Source organism: Marinospirillum minutulum DSM 6287 (assembly GCF_000422325.1).
Taxonomy (GTDB): Bacteria; Pseudomonadota; Gammaproteobacteria; order Pseudomonadales; family Halomonadaceae; genus Marinospirillum; species Marinospirillum minutulum.
Map to the genome: position 1 here is coordinate 1 of NZ_AULO01000014.1, position 17702 is coordinate 17702.

The 17702-nt window shown below is 41.1% G+C and carries 14 protein-coding genes; 8 read left to right on the top strand and 6 right to left on the bottom strand.

Features of this window, described 5'->3' with window-relative positions; translation table 11 throughout:
- The 6 genes from H571_RS15945 to H571_RS0108615 all read left to right on the top strand — a co-directional run.
- Positions 1-4701: beta strand repeat-containing protein (locus tag H571_RS15945; RefSeq protein ID WP_036217999.1), on the top strand; the 4701-nt coding region annotated here is incomplete at its 5' end.
- Positions 4702-4777: 76 nt separating this feature from the next.
- Entirely contained in the window at positions 4778-5185 is a 408-nt protein-coding gene (locus tag H571_RS0108595) for a hypothetical protein (RefSeq protein WP_027848943.1), read from the top strand.
- A gap of 27 nt (positions 5186-5212) precedes the next feature.
- Entirely contained in the window at positions 5213-6115 is a 903-nt protein-coding gene (locus tag H571_RS0108600; RefSeq protein ID WP_027848944.1) for an adenylate/guanylate cyclase domain-containing protein, read from the top strand.
- Positions 6116-6131: 16 nt separating this feature from the next.
- A complete protein-coding gene (locus H571_RS0108605; RefSeq protein ID WP_036218003.1) occupies positions 6132-6878 on the top strand; it encodes a PP2C family protein-serine/threonine phosphatase in 747 nt (248 codons plus the stop codon).
- 13 nt (positions 6879-6891) lie between these two features.
- Entirely contained in the window at positions 6892-11268 is a 4377-nt protein-coding gene (locus H571_RS15555; protein WP_051168252.1) for a protein kinase domain-containing protein, read from the top strand.
- Positions 11269-11292: 24 nt separating this feature from the next.
- A complete protein-coding gene (locus H571_RS0108615; RefSeq protein ID WP_027848946.1) occupies positions 11293-11487 on the top strand; it encodes a hypothetical protein in 195 nt (64 codons plus the stop codon).
- Positions 11488-11523: 36 nt separating this feature from the next.
- Here H571_RS0108615 and H571_RS0108620 read toward each other — a convergent pair whose 3' ends face one another.
- A complete protein-coding gene (locus H571_RS0108620) occupies positions 11524-12318 on the bottom strand; it encodes an enoyl-CoA hydratase (RefSeq protein ID WP_027848947.1) in 795 nt (264 codons plus the stop codon).
- Positions 12319-12370: 52 nt separating this feature from the next.
- Between H571_RS0108620 and H571_RS0108625 the strand changes: the two genes are divergently transcribed.
- The gene (locus H571_RS0108625; protein WP_027848948.1) at positions 12371-12763 is read left to right on the top strand and encodes a CoA-binding protein; all 393 of its coding nucleotides are present in this window, start codon (positions 12371-12373) and stop codon (positions 12761-12763) included.
- Between the two features lie 12 nt (positions 12764-12775).
- Here the strand turns inward: H571_RS0108625 and H571_RS0108630 are convergent, their stop codons facing one another.
- Positions 12776-13594 carry an AEC family transporter gene (locus H571_RS0108630; RefSeq protein WP_342664340.1) on the bottom strand — a complete coding sequence of 273 codons (819 nt, stop codon included), beginning with the start codon at positions 13592-13594 and terminating at the stop codon, positions 12776-12778.
- A 209-nt stretch (positions 13595-13803) separates the two neighbouring features.
- Between H571_RS0108630 and H571_RS0108635 the strand changes: the two genes are divergently transcribed.
- Positions 13804-14322: a hypothetical protein gene (locus tag H571_RS0108635; protein WP_027848950.1), complete on the top strand. Its 519-nt coding sequence runs from the start codon at positions 13804-13806 to the stop codon at positions 14320-14322.
- A 9-nt stretch (positions 14323-14331) separates the two neighbouring features.
- Here the strand turns inward: H571_RS0108635 and H571_RS14765 are convergent, their stop codons facing one another.
- The 4 genes from H571_RS14765 to H571_RS0108655 are packed head-to-tail and all read right to left on the bottom strand — an operon-like array spanning position 14332 to position 17685.
- A complete protein-coding gene (locus H571_RS14765) occupies positions 14332-15351 on the bottom strand; it encodes an extracellular catalytic domain type 2 short-chain-length polyhydroxyalkanoate depolymerase (protein WP_051168253.1) in 1020 nt (339 codons plus the stop codon).
- Positions 15352-15380: 29 nt separating this feature from the next.
- A complete protein-coding gene (gene hemW, locus H571_RS0108645) occupies positions 15381-16598 on the bottom strand; it encodes a radical SAM family heme chaperone HemW (RefSeq protein WP_027848951.1) in 1218 nt (405 codons plus the stop codon).
- Complete coding sequence (gene rdgB, locus H571_RS0108650; RefSeq protein WP_036218005.1) at positions 16591-17217, bottom strand: RdgB/HAM1 family non-canonical purine NTP pyrophosphatase; 627 nt, start codon at positions 17215-17217, stop codon at positions 16591-16593. The genes hemW and rdgB overlap by 8 nt, the downstream gene beginning before the upstream one ends.
- 3 nt (positions 17218-17220) lie before the next feature.
- On the bottom strand, positions 17221-17685 hold the full coding sequence (locus tag H571_RS0108655) for a DUF4426 domain-containing protein (RefSeq protein WP_027848953.1): 465 nt from the start codon (positions 17683-17685) through the stop codon (positions 17221-17223).
- Between the last annotated feature and the right edge of the window lie 17 nt (positions 17686-17702).

Genomic DNA, 17702 nt, shown 5'->3' on the forward strand with positions numbered 1-17702 from the left:
GCTGGTGATGTCACTACCACAGCTACCCAAACCTATACCGGTGCAACTACCCTAGTTAATAACCGTAGCCTAAAAGGATCAGAGTTATCTTTTAATAGCACCTTAATAGGCAATAGTCATAATCTGGTTATTGAGGCAGTAACAGGAAGTATCAACTTTAACACCAGCATTTCATCAATTAACGACTTAACAATCAATAAAGCTAATAATGTTAATTTTAATGGGTCTATCAACCTAAGTGGTAACCTGACGCAGCTTACCGGAATAGGTAACACGCATTTCACTAGAGACTCATTTGCAAATGTATTTAATATTAAAACACAAACAATAACCTTAGACAGTGGTAAAAAACTATCTACTGAAGCCACTAATGGTGATATAAAGCTATACACCGACAACCTAGCTATTTCTGGTCTTTTAGATGCTGGCACGGGTGGAATTACAATTGCCCCATTAAACATCAATAGAGAATTATTTGTTTGTAGTGGAATATGCACAACAGATGCTAACTATGATAGCAGCAATCCAAACCACGCTCTTTACAATATAGGTGGAGATTTCTCATACAAAGCAAGCTTATTCAACATTGGCTCAGCAGGACATACAGGCAACATAACTCTTTATCAATTCAACCCTAGCTTCGATCTTTCACTAACAACAACAGCCAATATTAATATAAGTGGCATTTTTTCGAGCAATTACAACTTATCTCTAGAAGGAAAGTCTGGAATAAATTTAAGTCACAACATTATAACCAAAGGTAATCAACATTATAAAGGCTCTTTATTGATAAAAGACAATGATGCAACTACATCCATGTCAGGAGTCGAATTAACTAGTAGCAATGGTAGTATAATTTTTGATGCAGCAATTAATAGTGAGCTAGATTCTATTAGCAGCCTACTAACCACCAAATCTTTTGGGTTAAAGCTATCAGCAGCTAACGAAATTATTTTTAATGAAGACATAGGAAAAGATACAACCAAGAGCAAACTAGAATACTTAGAAATTATTAGTAATAGTAACATCAAAATAAACAGTGATATTCACACAAAATCTAAACAATCTTATGCTGGCCAGGTTACCTTTACTGGAAATAGGCAATTAGAATCTAAAAATATTACTACTGTAAAGGGTATTGAAGGTGACACTGTAGACCTAAAAATTAATGGTAATTGGCACCATGAAGGAATAAGCAACCTTTCAAACTCCAAGCTTATAGTTGAAGGCACTACCAAAATATCTGGAAACCTAACTACTAGTGGTCAGCAAAAGTATAGAAATACTCTTAATTTAATTGGGAATACTCAACTAACATCAACTACAGATCAGTTAATTTTTGATGAAGCGATAACTGGAAGCTACGCCTTAACGCTTACCAGTGAATCAAAAAGCTTCACTCAAAATAAAGATATTAGCCTTGGCAGCCTAAATATTAAGGCTTCAAACATCAATCTCAAAGGCCAAGTTACTACCTTAGAAAACCAAAACTATCAAGGCAGCCTAAACCTCTTGGATGATACCTACCTTACCGCTAAGGATGGTTCAAACCTTAAACTTGTCACTATGAATGGAAATCTTACTGGCAATAACCACCTACTAAATCTTATAAGCAATGGTTCATTTAAGGGTAATACCACTAACCTCAGTGAAATCACGGTAATAGGAAAAACCAATCTTGAAGGAAATATAACAACAACAGGCAATCAAAATTATGGAGGCAAGCTATCACTTGAGGGCATAAGTGGTTCAACCGTTAATTTAACCAGCAATGCAGGCCAATTAATAAAAATGGAAGGCGGGTTAGATGCTGGATATTTAAATATCAATATAAATAATGCCAACTGGCATATCGGAAGCTTGGGAGCAGAAAACCTTAGCAACCTCAATGTAAATGCAAAAGCAAAATCTACACTTGCTGGTAATATTATAGGTAAAGGGGAAATAAATTTACAAGGTGGCGCTGAGCTATTAAACAATGATAGAACTATTAGTGCAAGTAAGACTACTGTAGGGAAACTAATAGATGCTAATAACCTTGGATTAACTATTCAAGGCAACCTTGCTATATTGCCTTCAACTAGTATAAACAACCTAAAACACTTAGAAGTTAGTGGCACCAGCGTTTTTGAAGGAAGTATTCAAACAGCATCTTATCAAAAATTTTATCAACAAGTAACACTTAGTGGATCTAGCCAGTTGACTGCTAGTGAACTACTCATAAATCAAGGTTTAATTGGAAACAATAATAGTTTAAAAGCTAGTGGCACCTGGAAATCCAATGGCAATCTTAGCAATCTTGCAAGCTTAGAATTAATAGGAACTTCTTATCTAAATGGTACTATTACCACTAATACAAGCGGACAGACCTACTCAGGTGCAATATATTTAACAGACAACACTACTCTATTGGCTACAGCCCAAGAAATAACCCTTAAAGGCGATATCAATGGTAGCTATCTACTAGACATTACCGCAAACAAAACCAATATCAACGGAAACCTAGGTAACACTATTGCACTCAACAGGCTAAGTATTAGTGGCGCTACTCATGTAACAAATAATAGCATTATAACTCAAGGTGATCAAAACTACCTTGCTTCTTTTAATTCTACTAATTCTACTAATCTATTGAGTCATGCTGGTAATATTAACCTATCTCAGGCAACCAAGGTTACAGGAAACTTTTATTTAAAAGGAAATAAGCTAAGCTTTAGTGATATAAAAGCAAGCGGCTCCCTTAGCCTTTATTCAAATACCAATATTAGTTATTCAACTGGCACTAACCTTCATTCAGGTAACGCACTTACCCTTGCTATCAATCAGGAATCTAACACTAGTGGAGTTACACTTGATTTAAATACACTCACTCTTGAAGGTAATGAAATAAACTTAAAAGGAAGCAACTATGACCATTTAATTAGCTTTAAAAACTCAAAAAACAAATGGGTTTTAAATAGCCAATATCAAGGCACACTAGAAAACAGTTTGTTAAAGTCCAACAGTAACACTGCCTCCTTCAAAGGTTTTAGTCACTTAATTGGCGGCAACAGTGGTGACACCTACAACATAACCAGTAACTATCTAGGCAAACTAACCCTTGGTAGCGGAGACGACACAGCAATATTTTCCTCCACTGGCAAACTGACTAATCCATTAGACGGTGGTTTAGGCAACAATACCTATGATATTAGTGGATGGGGTGCTAGTGCTAGCCTAATACTTGGCGAAGGCTATACAAACTTTAATCACCTAATTGCTAAGGGTGCAACCTTAGAAGGCAGTAAAGTTGTAGAGACCAGTTGGAGTTTATCCGGTAACACGAGTGGGACTGTAAATACTACTAGCTTTAGTGGGTTCAGTGCGTTAAAAAGTGGGCTAGGTGGAACCAACAGCTTCAAATCTAATGGGCAGTATATTGGTGATATAACCCTATTCAATAACAATACCTGGGAATACTCAACAGGCAATACTTTAACTAGAGGAAATTTACTAGGTTCTGGTAATTTATCTATAAGCACTCCAGCATCTGGCAAGGGTAGCAATCTAACGATTGGTGGGAATGATTTAATCCTTCCAAACCTTAAACTACATACTGGAACAACCATTATTGGTGGTAGCCTTAGTTTAAATAATTTACCCTTAACAGAAGGTAACTTAGCTAAAATAAACACCAACAACTTGACTGTTAGCCAACCTATAAAAACTGGTGGCAACCTAGTACTTTTTGGTTCTGATATAACGCTAGCTACGCCTGAGATTAATGCTGATGGAAGTGCAAGTCTTATTGCAGCAGGTGATATCTGTAATGGTTGTGTCGATGGGTTAAGTGGCAATGGTGACCTTACTATTAATCAAGAAACCACTCTAAAAGCTAAAAGTGGTCAAATTATTGCTGCACGAGGCATAGTCAATGCTTCTGATTTAGTGCTTGATTTTAATGGTGGCGATTTTGAACTTGCCGTTAGTGCTGAACAAAAAGACAACTCTCAACCCAGTAACTTTTCTAATGTTCGCAGTATTACATTATTAGATACTACGAATGGGTTCATTAAGCAGCTAGGGCTTAACCTAGTGAGTGTTACCGTTAATTTTACTAACCCTGCTGCTGCAGTTATGGGCGTTAGGGTTGTTGAAGTTATTGACTTAGCTCTTTTTGAGGAAGATTTAACACTTTTTGGTCGTTTAGGAGAAGGGGTTGCCTTAGCATTTGAGCAGTGTGAAGAAATAGAAGGCTGCACCCCAGATGTAACAGATGAGGAACTATCTACTGCTATAGAAGCTATAGAATTCCGCATTCAGCAACTTGAGTTAGAACTAGAGACGAATAAAGACCCTAAACGTAAAGAGCAACTTCAAGACCTGCTAATAGGTTTTAGAGCAGAGCTTCAAGAGTTAGCCACTTACAGAAATGACCTACAAGAATTCACTGGGTTTGAAGAAGCCTTTGCAAATGATTTTGGAACAACTAACGAAATCGATATGGAAGCTCTTCAGCGTGAAGTAGCCGTAATAGAAACAATCTATGCACGCGTTAGATTCTTAGAAAGCCTACAGTTTAATAAAAAACGTCGAGAAGATTTTGCTCAACGAACGGGGCTAGATTTAAGCGGTGATCGTCTAAGCCAAATTATAGATAGCACCCTGACTGCCGCGGCCATGAGCGAAGCAAGAGTCGAAAAAATGCTTGACGGTGAATAAATTGATAAGAAAAAACTTAACACTACTCATATTTTTAATTTTGCTAACACCCCTCAACAAGAGTGTTGGACAAGAAATGATCGATCTAGAAAAAGACCTTCAACTTCTACAAAACATCCAAGATGGTCTTATTTTAACCTTAGCAGCTTGTGACGATGAAGCTCACTGTATTACAGCTCTTAATGAGCAGGAAGTTGAACACATTAAACAAAATTTAGAGAAAGTTGCTGAGCAACTAGCAAGCGCTACAACAGAGCAACAAGCATCAATACATAACTTAAACCAGCTGCGTACTAACTACCTAACTATTCAGCAGCAACTCACCCAGGTTACAACAGAAATAGACCCTGCAAGTTTAGAAGGTAATTGGGCAGATAAGTTTGTTTTTGATGAGTTTGTGATAGGCACCACAGTACCTTTTCCTAATGAAGATATACTTCTTAGCCGCTTTGAAGACCTTAGCCAACCCTTACCGATAGAATAAAATCAGAGAACAAAGGTGTAATAACTCATGCTTACTAAATCGAAAAAACTATCCATTTTATTTGCGGATATTTGTGGCAGCACTAAGCTTTACGATTCCTTGGGCGATGCGAGAGCTAGAGAAATTGTATCAACCACACTCAATCTATTAACCGAAGTAATAAATCGCTACCAAGGCACAGTAATAAAAACGCTAGGTGATGAAATTATGTGCACCTTTGACAATGCCGAAATAGCAACTAAAGCAGCTTGCGATATGCAAGAAAGCTTAGAAGAAGCTAATGAGCAAGGTGTTACAGAGATACCTGTCACCATTCGAGTAGGTTTTCATTATGGCTCATGCATCCTTGAAGATGGTGATGTTCATGGCGATGCAGTTAATGTTGCAGCTCGAATGGCTGCTCAAGCAAAGTCACGGCAAATCATTACCACTGCAGAATCGGCTAAGCTACTCCCTTCAGTGTTACAAGAAAGCACTCGTTTTGTAGATTACGCCTCAATCAAAGGCAAGGGTGAAATAGAGATAGTTGAGTTTATTTGGCAAGAAGATGATGTAACACGCATGTCGGTAGATTTATCTGCAGCCACCACTAACCAAACTAATCCAACAGAGCTAGCTTTGCACTACCGAGATATACAAGTCATTCTTAATCATGAGCGTGAAATTGCAGTTATAGGCCGTAGCCCAACCTGTGATCTTCCAGTAGCCGAAACTCTTGCTTCACGCCAGCATATAAAAATAGAGCTACGTCGAGACAAATTCTTTCTAATTGATGAAAGCACCAATGGCACCTACCTTCAACATACAGACGGCACTCAATCCTTTGTAAGACGCGAAGAAGTTCCCCTAGTAGGTGAAGGCGTTATCAGCTTAGGAAGAGCATTTAGTGATAATCCACAAGAACTAATCCGCTTTTCTTTCAATGCCTGAAAACCGAGACAGCTAAATGACTACTGAAAACAATAATACCAATAAGCTAGCTAACTCCTCGGGTTTAACTGACCGTGGTTTAGTAAGAAAAATTAATGAAGACGCTTATTTAGATCAGCCAGAAAAAGGGCTATGGGTTGTTGCTGATGGAATGGGTGGTCATCAAGCGGGGGATCTGGCTAGCCGTATGATTATAGAATCCTTGGAATCCACAAAACTCAACGGTTCTTTAGCAGAGCGCTTAGATCAAATTGAAGATGCTATTGATCAAGTGAACAATGAACTCTTAATCCAAGGTAGCAACTCAAATCAACCAAAGAAAATTATTGGTAGCACTATTGCCCTACTCGTTGCTTTAGATCATCAACTAGGTGCAATTCTATGGGCTGGTGATAGTCGGGTTTATAGATTACGTAACAACAAACTAACTCAAGTTTCTTCTGACCATTCCCAAGTTGAAAGCTATATTCGTCAAGGCATTATAACACCAGAAGAAGCGCGCACTCATCCAGAGCGCAATGTCATCACTCGTGCGGTGGGTAGCCAAGAAGAACTTTTTATGGAGGCAGACCTTTGTGAATTCAGCCCCAAAGACCGCTATCTGCTGTGCACAGATGGGCTTACACGGCATCTAGAAGACAAAGAAATTGCAGACATTATTGCTAAAGATAACCCAGATAAAGCTTGCCAAGCCTTGATAGAGTTAACTCTACAGCGTGGAGCCAAAGACAATGTAACCGTAGTTATTGTCGATCTAAGCTAAAGAGAGAAACACTATGGTAGACCCAAAACAGCTACTACTTGACCTATCAAAAGCGAATATTGCGCTTCCTGAAATTCAGGTGGTTTTTGTTAGCCTTTTACAAAGCGGCAAACTTAGTTTTAAACAGTTAGATGCATCACTTATAGATGCCTTAAGCCAAGGTATTATTAGCCAGCATCAAGTACAAAGAATAAGGTCTCAACTACCATCACCCGCTTCTTTAGCTGCTTTACAGCATTATCAGCCATCACCTGAGCTAGATGACGATGCCCCAACAATTATCGCAACGGCTCAACCAGCAGCAGAAAATAATCTAGATGATGATGCAACAATTATTGCAACGCCTCAAGCAAGAGATAAAGACACCTTAGATGAAGATGCAACTATCATTGCCTACCCTCAAAACGAGGCTGACTTTGATGATGAAGCACCAACACAACTAGCTATACCACCAATTAATAATGAAGACGATGATTTAACCGTTATAAGTGATGCCACTCAGAATACCAGCCACTTAAATAGCACCTTTACTAGCTCTAGCTCCACAACCAGCACCTCCATGCGCTCTTGGGATTTACCGGGTGCAACCAATCCAGAACTAAAAAAACTGGGTCCAGGTTCTATTATTAAAGACCGCTTTATCCTAGACAAAGTATTAGGTGCAGGTGGTATGGGTAAGGTATTCCAAGCCCGAGACTTGTTAAAAGTTGAAGCCAAAGATGCCAACCCCTATGTAGCCATGAAGGTGTTAACTGAAGACTTCAAAGCACACCCACAAGCTTTTATGGCTTTACAGCGCGAAGCAAGCCGCCAACAAAAACTTGCTCACCCCAATATCGCAACTGTTTATGACTTTGACCGCATAGGAATGACTGGAACTCAGGTATTTATTACCATGGAGTTACTAGTTGGTAAGCCCCTAGATAGCTTTATTCGTAAAGTTGTTCGCCCTAAAGGTGGCCTTCCTTTTGAAGAAGCCTTCCCTATTATCCAACAACTAGGCGCATCCCTTTCTTATGCCCATCAGCGCAATATCGTCCACTCTGATTTCAAACCGGGTAACGCTTTTTTATGTGATGATGGCACAGTAAAAACTTTAGACTTCGGTATTGCTAGAGCAGTCAACGCAGGGGGTGGTAATGATGAAAGCACACCAGAAGATGAGTTTGATGCAGGTTCTTTAGGGGCGCTAACACCAACCTATGCTTCATTAGAAATGCTGCAGGGTAAAGACCCTTCAACGCAAGATGATTTATATGCCCTTGCCTGTGTTGCCTATGAACTGCTAACGGGCTATCACCCCTTTAACCGTAAATCAGCAGCTAAAGCGCTTGAAGCCAAGTTAATACCAGCACCAATTAAGGGTCTAAAAAAACGTCAAATGAAAGGGCTACTTCATGGCCTAGCTTTTGAAAAGGAACAACGGACAGCAACAGTCGATGAGTTTTTAGAAGAATTAGAAGGTAAAGCAAACTGGCATAAAAACCCTTGGGTACTAGGCTCAGCTTTTACACTTATACTTAGCTTGGCAGCTTACAACCCAATAATGAACCAAATAAAAGACCAGCAGGTTCAAAAAATCATTGCACAAGTACTAACTGCCGAACCGACATATTTAGAAAATACCCTAGAGCAACTACCACAATTAGAAATAAACGCACGCAACCGTATTACTGAAAGTGGTCGCGATATTTTCCAAGACTACTTTAAACAACTCGTTAATGAGGCAGTAAACCTAAAAGAACAAAAGTACAACTTCAATAAAGCCACTGAAATCCTGACACGTATGGCGCAAGTCTACCCAGATTCAGTTGCACTCAATACGTTAGAAAGCCACTTAGAGTTACAGCGCAACCGCTACCTTCATCAACTTAGCCTAAATTTAAACTTAGCCATAGAAAATGAATGGCTAGTACCTTCAACTGAAAGCAATCAGACAAGTATCACTGAAACCCTTTCTTTAATAGCCGCAGTAGCACCCAAGCATAGTTTGCTAAAAGACCCACGCATTGCTGATATTTATGCCACTGCCGCCCAAGAAGCGATTAATTTGGGTGATCTAGAGCAAGCTAAAGTTTATCTTGAAGTAGGTCTAGCACGTATTCCTAACGACTTAGATTTAATCAACACCCAAGATCGACTAACCTTAGCAGAAGAAGAACAACAAAAAACGCAACGAATCAATCAATTAAAGCAACTTTTTGGAGAGCAGCCTAGTCAACTAGCTAGCCTAACACCTCTCTTAAACCAGCAGGCAACAATTATAGAGTTAGCACAGCTCTCACCCGATAACACAGCTTTAAAAGCCCTAGCAAGCTTGGCACAGCCCGTTGTTGAATCAGAATTAAGTAGTAACAAACCAACAACCGAAGAGGAAAGTTTATTTCTAGCACTCAATATGCAGCCGCTTTTAGTTAAATATAAGCTACCAACAGAACCTGCTGAACAACGCTTAGAGGAACTTCTTAACCAAGCAAACCTAAGCTCTAGCTGGGAAGCCGAAGTTTATAACCTAATAAAATGGTTAGACCTAGCAGCTATTAAGCACACCTACCGAGAGCAGCTAGCAATTATCTATTTAGCACACCTAGCAACGCTTGAAAAAAATAAACGCTTTAGTCTTGCTCAAGCAGTACTAACACGAATAGATAAATTTGCTTTAAAAAATCCTGAACTTCAAAAAACGCAAGATAGAATGCAACAGGAATACCAAACCTTCCTAAAAGAACGTCAAGCCGCTGCCAGAGAAGCACGAATAGAGGGCTTACAAAGTAATTTACTTGTTGAAACCCAAGCAATGGAAATTAATGCAGCAGAAGAAACACTCAGCCAACTAAAGAATCTTCTACAAGATGATGACCCCTTTTTAACCATCACAGCTGCCGATGCTATGGCTGAGGTTTATTTAAAGCTTGCCGAAACTAAAGCAAGTGAAGGTAACTACCAAGAAGCAGTTAAACTCGCCAACCGAGGCTTAGAAATATCACCGAATGATCTTCTTCTGCAAACGGCAAGCGAGCGCTACCTAGTAGAAGCAAATATCAATCAACTCGATACTGTTTTTCAAGGTCTAGAGCATTTTGACACACCAGCAGTACAAAAAATGTTAGATGAAGTTAACCGTTTTGCGCCAGCTCGTTACCAAGAGCTAGAGCAACAGTACATTCAACAGCTAGTGAGACACCTACTAGAACTAGCTGAAACCAATAGGCGTCAAAGTGAAAGTTTGGCAACACGCGCAAGTATTCTTTTTCCTAAAAGCACCCAACTAGCACAGCTACGTGCAGAGTTAGCACCCGCACCTTGGATAGAAGGCCGTACCGCTAGAGCAGCCCTAACGACAGGCCGTTTATCTGAAGCACAAAAAATGCTTAAAGCATCACAAGAAAAGTTGCCCGATCACCCTGAAGTTCTCGATTTTACTAAAGATTTAACAGCAAGGATAAAGCAAGCAGAAAACATATTTAGTGGTTATGAGGCCAGTTTAGAAGCACAGAACTTTGAAAAGGCTCGTAGTCAGTTAGCAGAAGCTCGACAACTTTGGTCAGATAACCCAACCTACCGAGGGGCAATAGCCACCCTGAGTGAGCGTATGGCACAACAACGCTGGCAAGGTCAAATACTCCAACGTGATGTAGACATTCGCACTCTTAAAGCATCACAAGATCAAACAGGTGCTGATGTTACCGCACAAACTTGGACACCAGTTACAAGCATTCGCCCCTGCACAGACAATCTAGCAGGCTATGGGCGCAGAGCACGTGCAATTTGCTTTGATATGCTTCACGACCGAGTCCGTGGTCCGCTAATGGTCGTTATTCCTGCAAGTGAACGGCATGCCAGTTTTGCTATTAGCAAATACGAAGTATCCAACGAAGATTACAACAAATACTGCTTTTTCAGTGGTGCCTGCCCAGTAGATGACTCTCAAGATAAAAACCTACCACGCACTCAACTCAGTCTTGCAGAAATAAATGCCTATACCCAGTGGCTTTCCGCTAGAACGGGACGCACCTATCGCTTACCCACAGCAGATGAATGGCAACATGCTGCATTTGCAGCTGGACAACAACCACCTAAAGATTACAACTGCCGCGTAAGACTTGGAGGACAACTTTTAAAGGGTGATCAAATGAATAGAGTATCTACAGGTCATCAAAACGGCTGGGGATTACAAAACTACATAGGCAACGCCCAAGAACTAGTAAAGCAAGCCAACCAGTTTTTAGCTCTTGGCGGCTCTTATCAAGATCCCCATGCAGAATGCAGCCTAAATTTCACACGTATCCATTCAGGCACTGCTGATGAAACAACTGGTTTCAGATTGTTGTTAGAAGAAATTGAAACCCAACTAATTAAAGTAGAAACCACTTCTACCAACACACCTTAATTACCAAAAAACCAAGGCCCAGTTATGCAAATTAATCTAAGAACCTTATCTAGGCAGTATGCAAGCGGTATCCTTACTAAAACAGAGTACCGCAAAGCACGAACTAATTTACTTGAAGTTTTGGTAAATGATGACTTAACCGTCCCTCAAACCACCCTAACCGATAACGCAGTTAACAAAGACGAGGAAGAGATCACGCCAACACCCAAGTTAAACTAAACTAGGTATTCTCTTAACCATTATTCATCACACCCTTTACTTACCCTGCCATTGGGGATGACGCTTTTCAACAAAAGCACAAATACCTTCTTTGGCATCTAAAATATCTAAGTTTGTGGCCATTACTTTAGCTGTGTAGTTATAAGCTTCACTTAACGACATAGAGTTTTGGGTATAAAAAGCTTCTTTGCCTATCGCCAAGGTTTTAGGTGATTTTGAAGCAATTAGCTCTGCAAGTTCTAAGGTTTTTTGTTCCAACTCATCATCGGCAACCACTCGGTTAACCAAACCGATTTGCTCAGCACGTGCTGCAGAAATCATTTCACCGGTTAACAGCATTTCCATAGCATGTTTAGGGTGCACATTGCGGGTTAAAGCCACCATGGGCGTAGAACAAAATAAGCCAATATTTACCCCAGGGGTAGCAAAACGTGCGGTTTCTGTAGCTACGGCTAAATCACAACTAGCCACTAGCTGACAACCGGCAGCAGTGGCCACACCCCTTACGCTAGCAATCACGGTTAGTGGCAATTCAACAATTTTTTGCATCACTTCGCTGCAACGCTTAAATAATTTTAACTGGGCTTGATGGTCGCCTAGCTGACCTTGCACTTCTTTTAAGTTATGCCCTGCACAAAACACCTTGCCTGCTGCGGCAATAACAATCACTTTAAATGTTTTATCGGCTTTTACTTCATCTAAACGCTGGTCTAATAACTCCAGCATAGCAAGCGATAAGCTATTACGGCTTTCAGGCTGATTAAGCGTTAACAAAGCCACACCCTCACCTAAATTTGCTAGCGTAATGGCATCATTTTTTGTATTTGTCATGCTATGCTCTCCAAAAGATTCGTTTCTTATTCATCAGCAAAAAGGAAGCACTATGAATACCACTGCACAAAAACTGATGCAAGATACAAAAACTATTGCCCTTGTGGGTATTTCTAACAAACCAGACCGTGCCAGTAACCGTGTTGCTGTTTACTTAATAAATGCTGGCTACAAGCTTTATTTTGTTAACCCTCAATACGAAGAAGTTTTAGGCCAGCCTTGTTATGCCAGCCTAAGCGATATTCCTGACCCTGTTGAAATGGTGGATATTTTTCGTAAAGCAGAAGACTGCCTGCCCGTTGTTGAAGAAGCAGTAAAAATAGGTGCTAAGTCTATTTGGCTACAATTAGGTATTAGTAACCCAGACTGCAAAGCTTTAGCGGAAAAACATGGCATCGCTTATGTTGAAGACGAATGTACAAAAATTGTTCACTCTAATCTTTAAACCTAACCAACTTTAAACCAAGCCAAAAGCCAACTGGTTTAAATAAATAACCAGTGGCAAAGTAAGCATGGCAACCAGTGTTTGAGCTGTCACTATCGCCGCCATCAAAGGTGCATCACCGCCTAATTGGCGGGCTAAAATGTAAGCACTGGTTGCTGTAGGTACAGAAGCAAATAGCACCAACATAGCCTGCTCTTGTGTTTCTAGTTTAAGCAGCAGACTAATTCCTACCGCTACCAAAGGCATAATCAACAGCTTTAACCCACTAGAAATAACCAGTGGTTTACCTGCTGTACGTAAAGCCCCTAAATTCAGCGCCACACCAACAGCTAACAAACCCAAGGGTAAGGCTGCACGAGAGATAATTTCCATAACTGGCTGAGTCCAGCCTGGCATACCTATGCCAGTTACGTTTAAAAAGATGCCCAACAAACACCCTAGAATCAGTGGATTTTTAATAACAGTAAGCAATGTTTTACGGCTATCCATGCGTTGTTCACCCGCATAAAGTGAAAAAATAATAACGCATAAAACATTCAGTAGTGGAATCATTAACGCCATAATAACGGCTGCTAAGGCCAAGCCTAAACCACCAAACAGTTCAGCCGAGGCAGCTATAGCCACATAAGTATTAAACCTTATGCCACCTTGGTAAACCGAGGTAAACTCTGCGCCATTCCGACTTATAAAGCGGCGCATTAGCAGCATTAAAAAAGTCATTGCTAGTAAAAGTAAAAATACAGCTAAAAGCACTCTTCCCACTGCTACATCAGAAAAATCAGCTAAAGCTAAACGGGTGGCAAGCATTGAAGGGAATAAAAAGAAATACACCAGACGCTCTAACTGCGGCCAAAATTCAACAGAGGGGAATCTAATTTTCTTAAGAAAAACCCCAACTAAAATAACCATAAACACCGGACCTAGCGCATGGACTAATGAGAGCATATACCTGAAAATCCCTAGTTGTGCGTCATCTAACCACAGGCGGCTTAGATAACGCTTTGTTAAGCTGACGAACTGCTTTATTGAGATATTAATCCATGAATCAAGAACCGGATAAGCACAAAAACCCCTATCCAGTTAATCTACTCATTCTAGTCACGCTAGTCGGTATCCTGCTAGCCGTCTGGTACGTAACTGCTTACCTAAATGAAAAGCAAGACGATCAAGTAACCTGGTATTCTGCCTCTAGCTGCCAACTTCCACAAGACACCTGTTTTGTTAAGCTAGATGGACAAAAACACCTAACATTTAGGCTAGACAAACAAGAACCCAAACCCTTAGAGAGCCTACCTATTCGTGTACAGCTAGAAGGTTACAGTGAAGAAGAGCTCAAAAACCTACAGCTAGAAATCGACTTGCAAGGGCGAGATATGTACATGGGTTATAACCGTACAGCCATGACTTATCAAGGCAAGGGACTATTTACCGCCAACCCTATTCTAAGTATTTGTACTGAAGAAGTGATGGTATGGCGAGCTAGCCTTTTTCTTAATAATCTAAGCACCAACCCGCCTACCATTAAGGGTAGTTATTTTGACTTTACGGTTAAAAGTTAAGCCATTGAATTATTCTGGTGTAGAACTCAACTGTTGCCACATGGCATGAATTGCCTGCATTTGCGGCCCTTCACGGGTAGCAAAGGCTTTTGATTCATAACCCCACCAATCCCAACAACCCTTAGGGTTAGGTAAGCTGGTTTTTGCTTGAGGGAAAAGCAACACCAGGTCACGCGCATCGGCCTGCTGTAAATAACCACTTAAGCGCATAAAGTCTTCGCCTACTTCTGCTGCACCCTGCTCACAACCATGCAAAACCACCTGCAAACCACAGCCACCGGCTGCACATTGCTTAGGCACATAATAAAAGCCTTCTTCCGCTAAACCCTTACTTTTTTCCGCTTTAAAGGTATTTTGGTTAAAGGATAATAACTGGCCTGTGGCTTCAGCTTGAACCGCTTTTTTGGTGGGTCCATCAAGGTAATTCAAGCTCTCTGCTGCGCCTGAATAGCCACAAGCATTCACATAGGGCGTGGCGGTTTTTTCACAAGCAACACCTTTATCTAAAGTGGGAAAACCATGACCCGCTAAGGCTTGTGTATGAATTTTTAAACCTTCAGGTGCCAGCTGTGCATAAGTTTTTTCTAAGGCAATAGAGACAGGTTGAGCAACCACTGAATCTGCCGCAGCTTTGTAAAGATAAACACGGCTATTTTCCACCAACTTAGGATCACCTAGCTCGCCTTCTTTGGCCGCCTCTTCAATTAACTGCAGGCTTTTTTCGGCACTGGGTGCTCCACGACTAACCGCCATACAGTTGAATAAAGCAGCGGTAACACCCTCTTTAGCGCAAGCATAGGGACCTGCCGCAAACACAGCCACACCGCGCACTTCATCCGGCCAAGCTAGGTGTAATTGGTGCGTCAAATAGCCACCTGAAGAAATACCAGCTATGTATAAGCGCTCAGTAGTTGTATTCAGTTTTGGTAACTCTGGGTGCTTTGATTCATTGCTAGAGCAAGCTGTTAACAGCACTAAGCTTGCTAGCAACAAACTTGCCTTTAGCCAAGCTTTTTTATGTTTTTGCATATTGATCCACCTGTGGATAACTTTGTTAGTTAAATTTTTATAAACTGTTCAAGAGCTGTGTTTAACCAGCGCCAACCTAAAGCTGAACAAGCAATTCTATTATCGTCATTTGTCCAGAGATTACGTTGCTTTAAAGCCGCTATTTGGGGTTGTAAATCGGCTAAACTTAACCCCGTTCTCAGTGGATAACTTTTTGCCTCTACACCCTCGGCTAAACGCAGTGCATTCATCATAAATTCGATGGGTAATTCATCGGCGGTTAAAACTTCCGTACCAGCTAAAAAATCACGATTCTCAATTAAACGGGATAAATAAGCCTGTGGCTGACGAGTTTTCCAACGCCTTTCAATGACCAGTTCGCCTGCCGAATTAAAACGGCTTAACTTGCCATGTGCGCCAGCGCCTAGACCTAGGTAATCGCCAAAGCGCCAATAGTTCAGGTTATGCCTAGCTTGTTTACCTGCCAAGGCAAAAGCCGAGACTTCATAGTGAATAAAACCTGCCTGCTGAATTAGCTCACTACCTGCATCTTGAATGGCGGCTAAAGTATCTTCTTCTGGCAATTTAGGTGGGCGGCGATAAAACTCGGTATTAGGCTCTAGGGTGAGTTGATACCAAGATAAATGCGTAGGCTGTAAATCCAACGCTTGTTGAATGTCCGCCAACGCCAAGCTTTGAGTTTGTTCTGGCAAACCATGCATTAGGTCTAGGTTGAAATTATCAAAGCCAGCTTTGCGTGCTGTGGCCACGGCAGTCACCGCTTCTTGCCCACTATGAATACGCCCTAGGGCTTTAAGTTGTTTATCTGCAAAAGACTGCACGCCCATGGATAAACGATTAATACCCGCTTCACGATAACCGCTAAACTTGCCTTGTTCTACCGTGCCAGGGTTGGCTTCTAGGGTAGTTTCACAATCATCAACTAGCTGTAAGCGACTTTCTAACCCAGCAAAAAATGCTTGATAGCCTAGCGGCGACATTAAACTGGGTGTGCCGCCACCAAAGAAAATAGAAACAATTGGGCGCTTGGCTACTTCTGGAAAAGCTTTTAAATCAAAATCTAAATCAGCCAACAAAGCTTGAACATACTGCTTTTCAACCGAGGCATCTAGGCGAGGCTTAGCGCCTGCGCCAGCACTGGCATTTAGCGCATGAGAATTAAAATCACAGTAGGGGCACTTTTGAACACACCAAGGCAGGTGCACATAAAGGGATAAAGGCGGCAAGGCTTTAGCTAGTTCAATCATTAGCTGGGTAGCGTTGGTTTAATGCCTTAATTAATTGCTGACTAGCTATGCCACGATGCGAGAGTTTATTTTTTAACTCACTGCTTAACTCTGCCGCTGTTTTGCCAAGTTCAGGCAACCAAAATAAAGGGTCATAACCAAAACCACCGCCACCTTTGGGTGTTGTTAGTATTTGTCCTTCCCAACTGGCTTGCACAATTACAGGGGTCGGGTCTTCAGCAAAACGTAAAAATACCAGCACACACCAATAGCGAGCCGTGCGTTCTGCTTCAGGTACTTTTGCTAATTTTTCTAAGAGGTAAGCATTGTTATCCGCATCTTTACTACCTTCGCCAGCAAAGCGTGCCGAATAAATGCCCGGAGCACCTTGTAACGCATCCACTTCTATACCTGAATCATCAGCCAAGGCAGCAAACCCCGTATGTAGAGCAGCATTACGGGCTTTAATAAGGGCATTTTCAACGAAGGTTAAACCTGTTTCAGCCGCTTCGGGTACTTGGTGTAAGTTTTGTGCTTCTACTTGCCAACCTAAAGGCGCTAATAAGCCCGAGAACTCGCTTAATTTGCCAGCATTGCCACTGGCAAGTATCAGTGTTTGTTTAGTCTTAGAAGAAGTCATAGCTTAATCCATATAAAGGCGACGAATAAAAGCTAACTCATGGGCTGGCTTTTTAGAATCGTAAGTCACCCGCAAGTTAAAACGCATCGGGTCATCGTGAACAAAGCGGAAGGTGGCAAGATTAAAAACACCTTGGTTTTGACCCACCTGATGCGTATGAAAACTTAACCCATTTAACTGCCCTGCCAAGTTACCTGCATGACCAGAAACGCGTGCATTCACAGGTTCGCTAGAACCATCGGCTAGGCGATGCAAAACGGTTATTCGTATCATGCCTTGGCCTTTGCTACGCACCACGCCATAACCTTGAGCAACTTGAGGATTTAAAAAACTGGTTGGTAATACATCGTAGTAAATCTCGTAGTCACCCACTCGTTCCATATTTTTATCTTGTGCCAAAAGCGTAAGCGGCAACAAGCTAAGAACAAACAATAACAACCCTGATAAGACAATATTTCGACGCAACATAAAATAACTCCTTAGTA

Coding starts and splice junctions, on each gene's coding strand:
- H571_RS0108635 (WP_027848950.1), top strand. CDS start 13,804: ATGAATCAAGAACCGGATAAGCACAAAAACCCCTATCCAGTTAATCTA.
- H571_RS0108605 (WP_036218003.1), top strand. CDS start 6,132: ATGACTACTGAAAACAATAATACCAATAAGCTAGCTAACTCCTCGGGT.
- hemW (WP_027848951.1), bottom strand. CDS start 16,598: ATGATTGAACTAGCTAAAGCCTTGCCGCCTTTATCCCTTTATGTGCAC.
- H571_RS0108625 (WP_027848948.1), top strand. CDS start 12,371: ATGAATACCACTGCACAAAAACTGATGCAAGATACAAAAACTATTGCC.
- H571_RS0108615 (WP_027848946.1), top strand. CDS start 11,293: ATGCAAATTAATCTAAGAACCTTATCTAGGCAGTATGCAAGCGGTATC.
- rdgB (WP_036218005.1), bottom strand. CDS start 17,217: ATGACTTCTTCTAAGACTAAACAAACACTGATACTTGCCAGTGGCAAT.
- H571_RS0108595 (WP_027848943.1), top strand. CDS start 4,778: ATGATCGATCTAGAAAAAGACCTTCAACTTCTACAAAACATCCAAGAT.
- H571_RS0108620 (WP_027848947.1), bottom strand. CDS start 12,318: ATGACAAATACAAAAAATGATGCCATTACGCTAGCAAATTTAGGTGAG.
- H571_RS15555 (WP_051168252.1), top strand. CDS start 6,892: ATGGTAGACCCAAAACAGCTACTACTTGACCTATCAAAAGCGAATATT.
- H571_RS14765 (WP_051168253.1), bottom strand. CDS start 15,351: ATGCAAAAACATAAAAAAGCTTGGCTAAAGGCAAGTTTGTTGCTAGCA.
- H571_RS0108600 (WP_027848944.1), top strand. CDS start 5,213: ATGCTTACTAAATCGAAAAAACTATCCATTTTATTTGCGGATATTTGT.
- H571_RS0108655 (WP_027848953.1), bottom strand. CDS start 17,685: ATGTTGCGTCGAAATATTGTCTTATCAGGGTTGTTATTGTTTGTTCTT.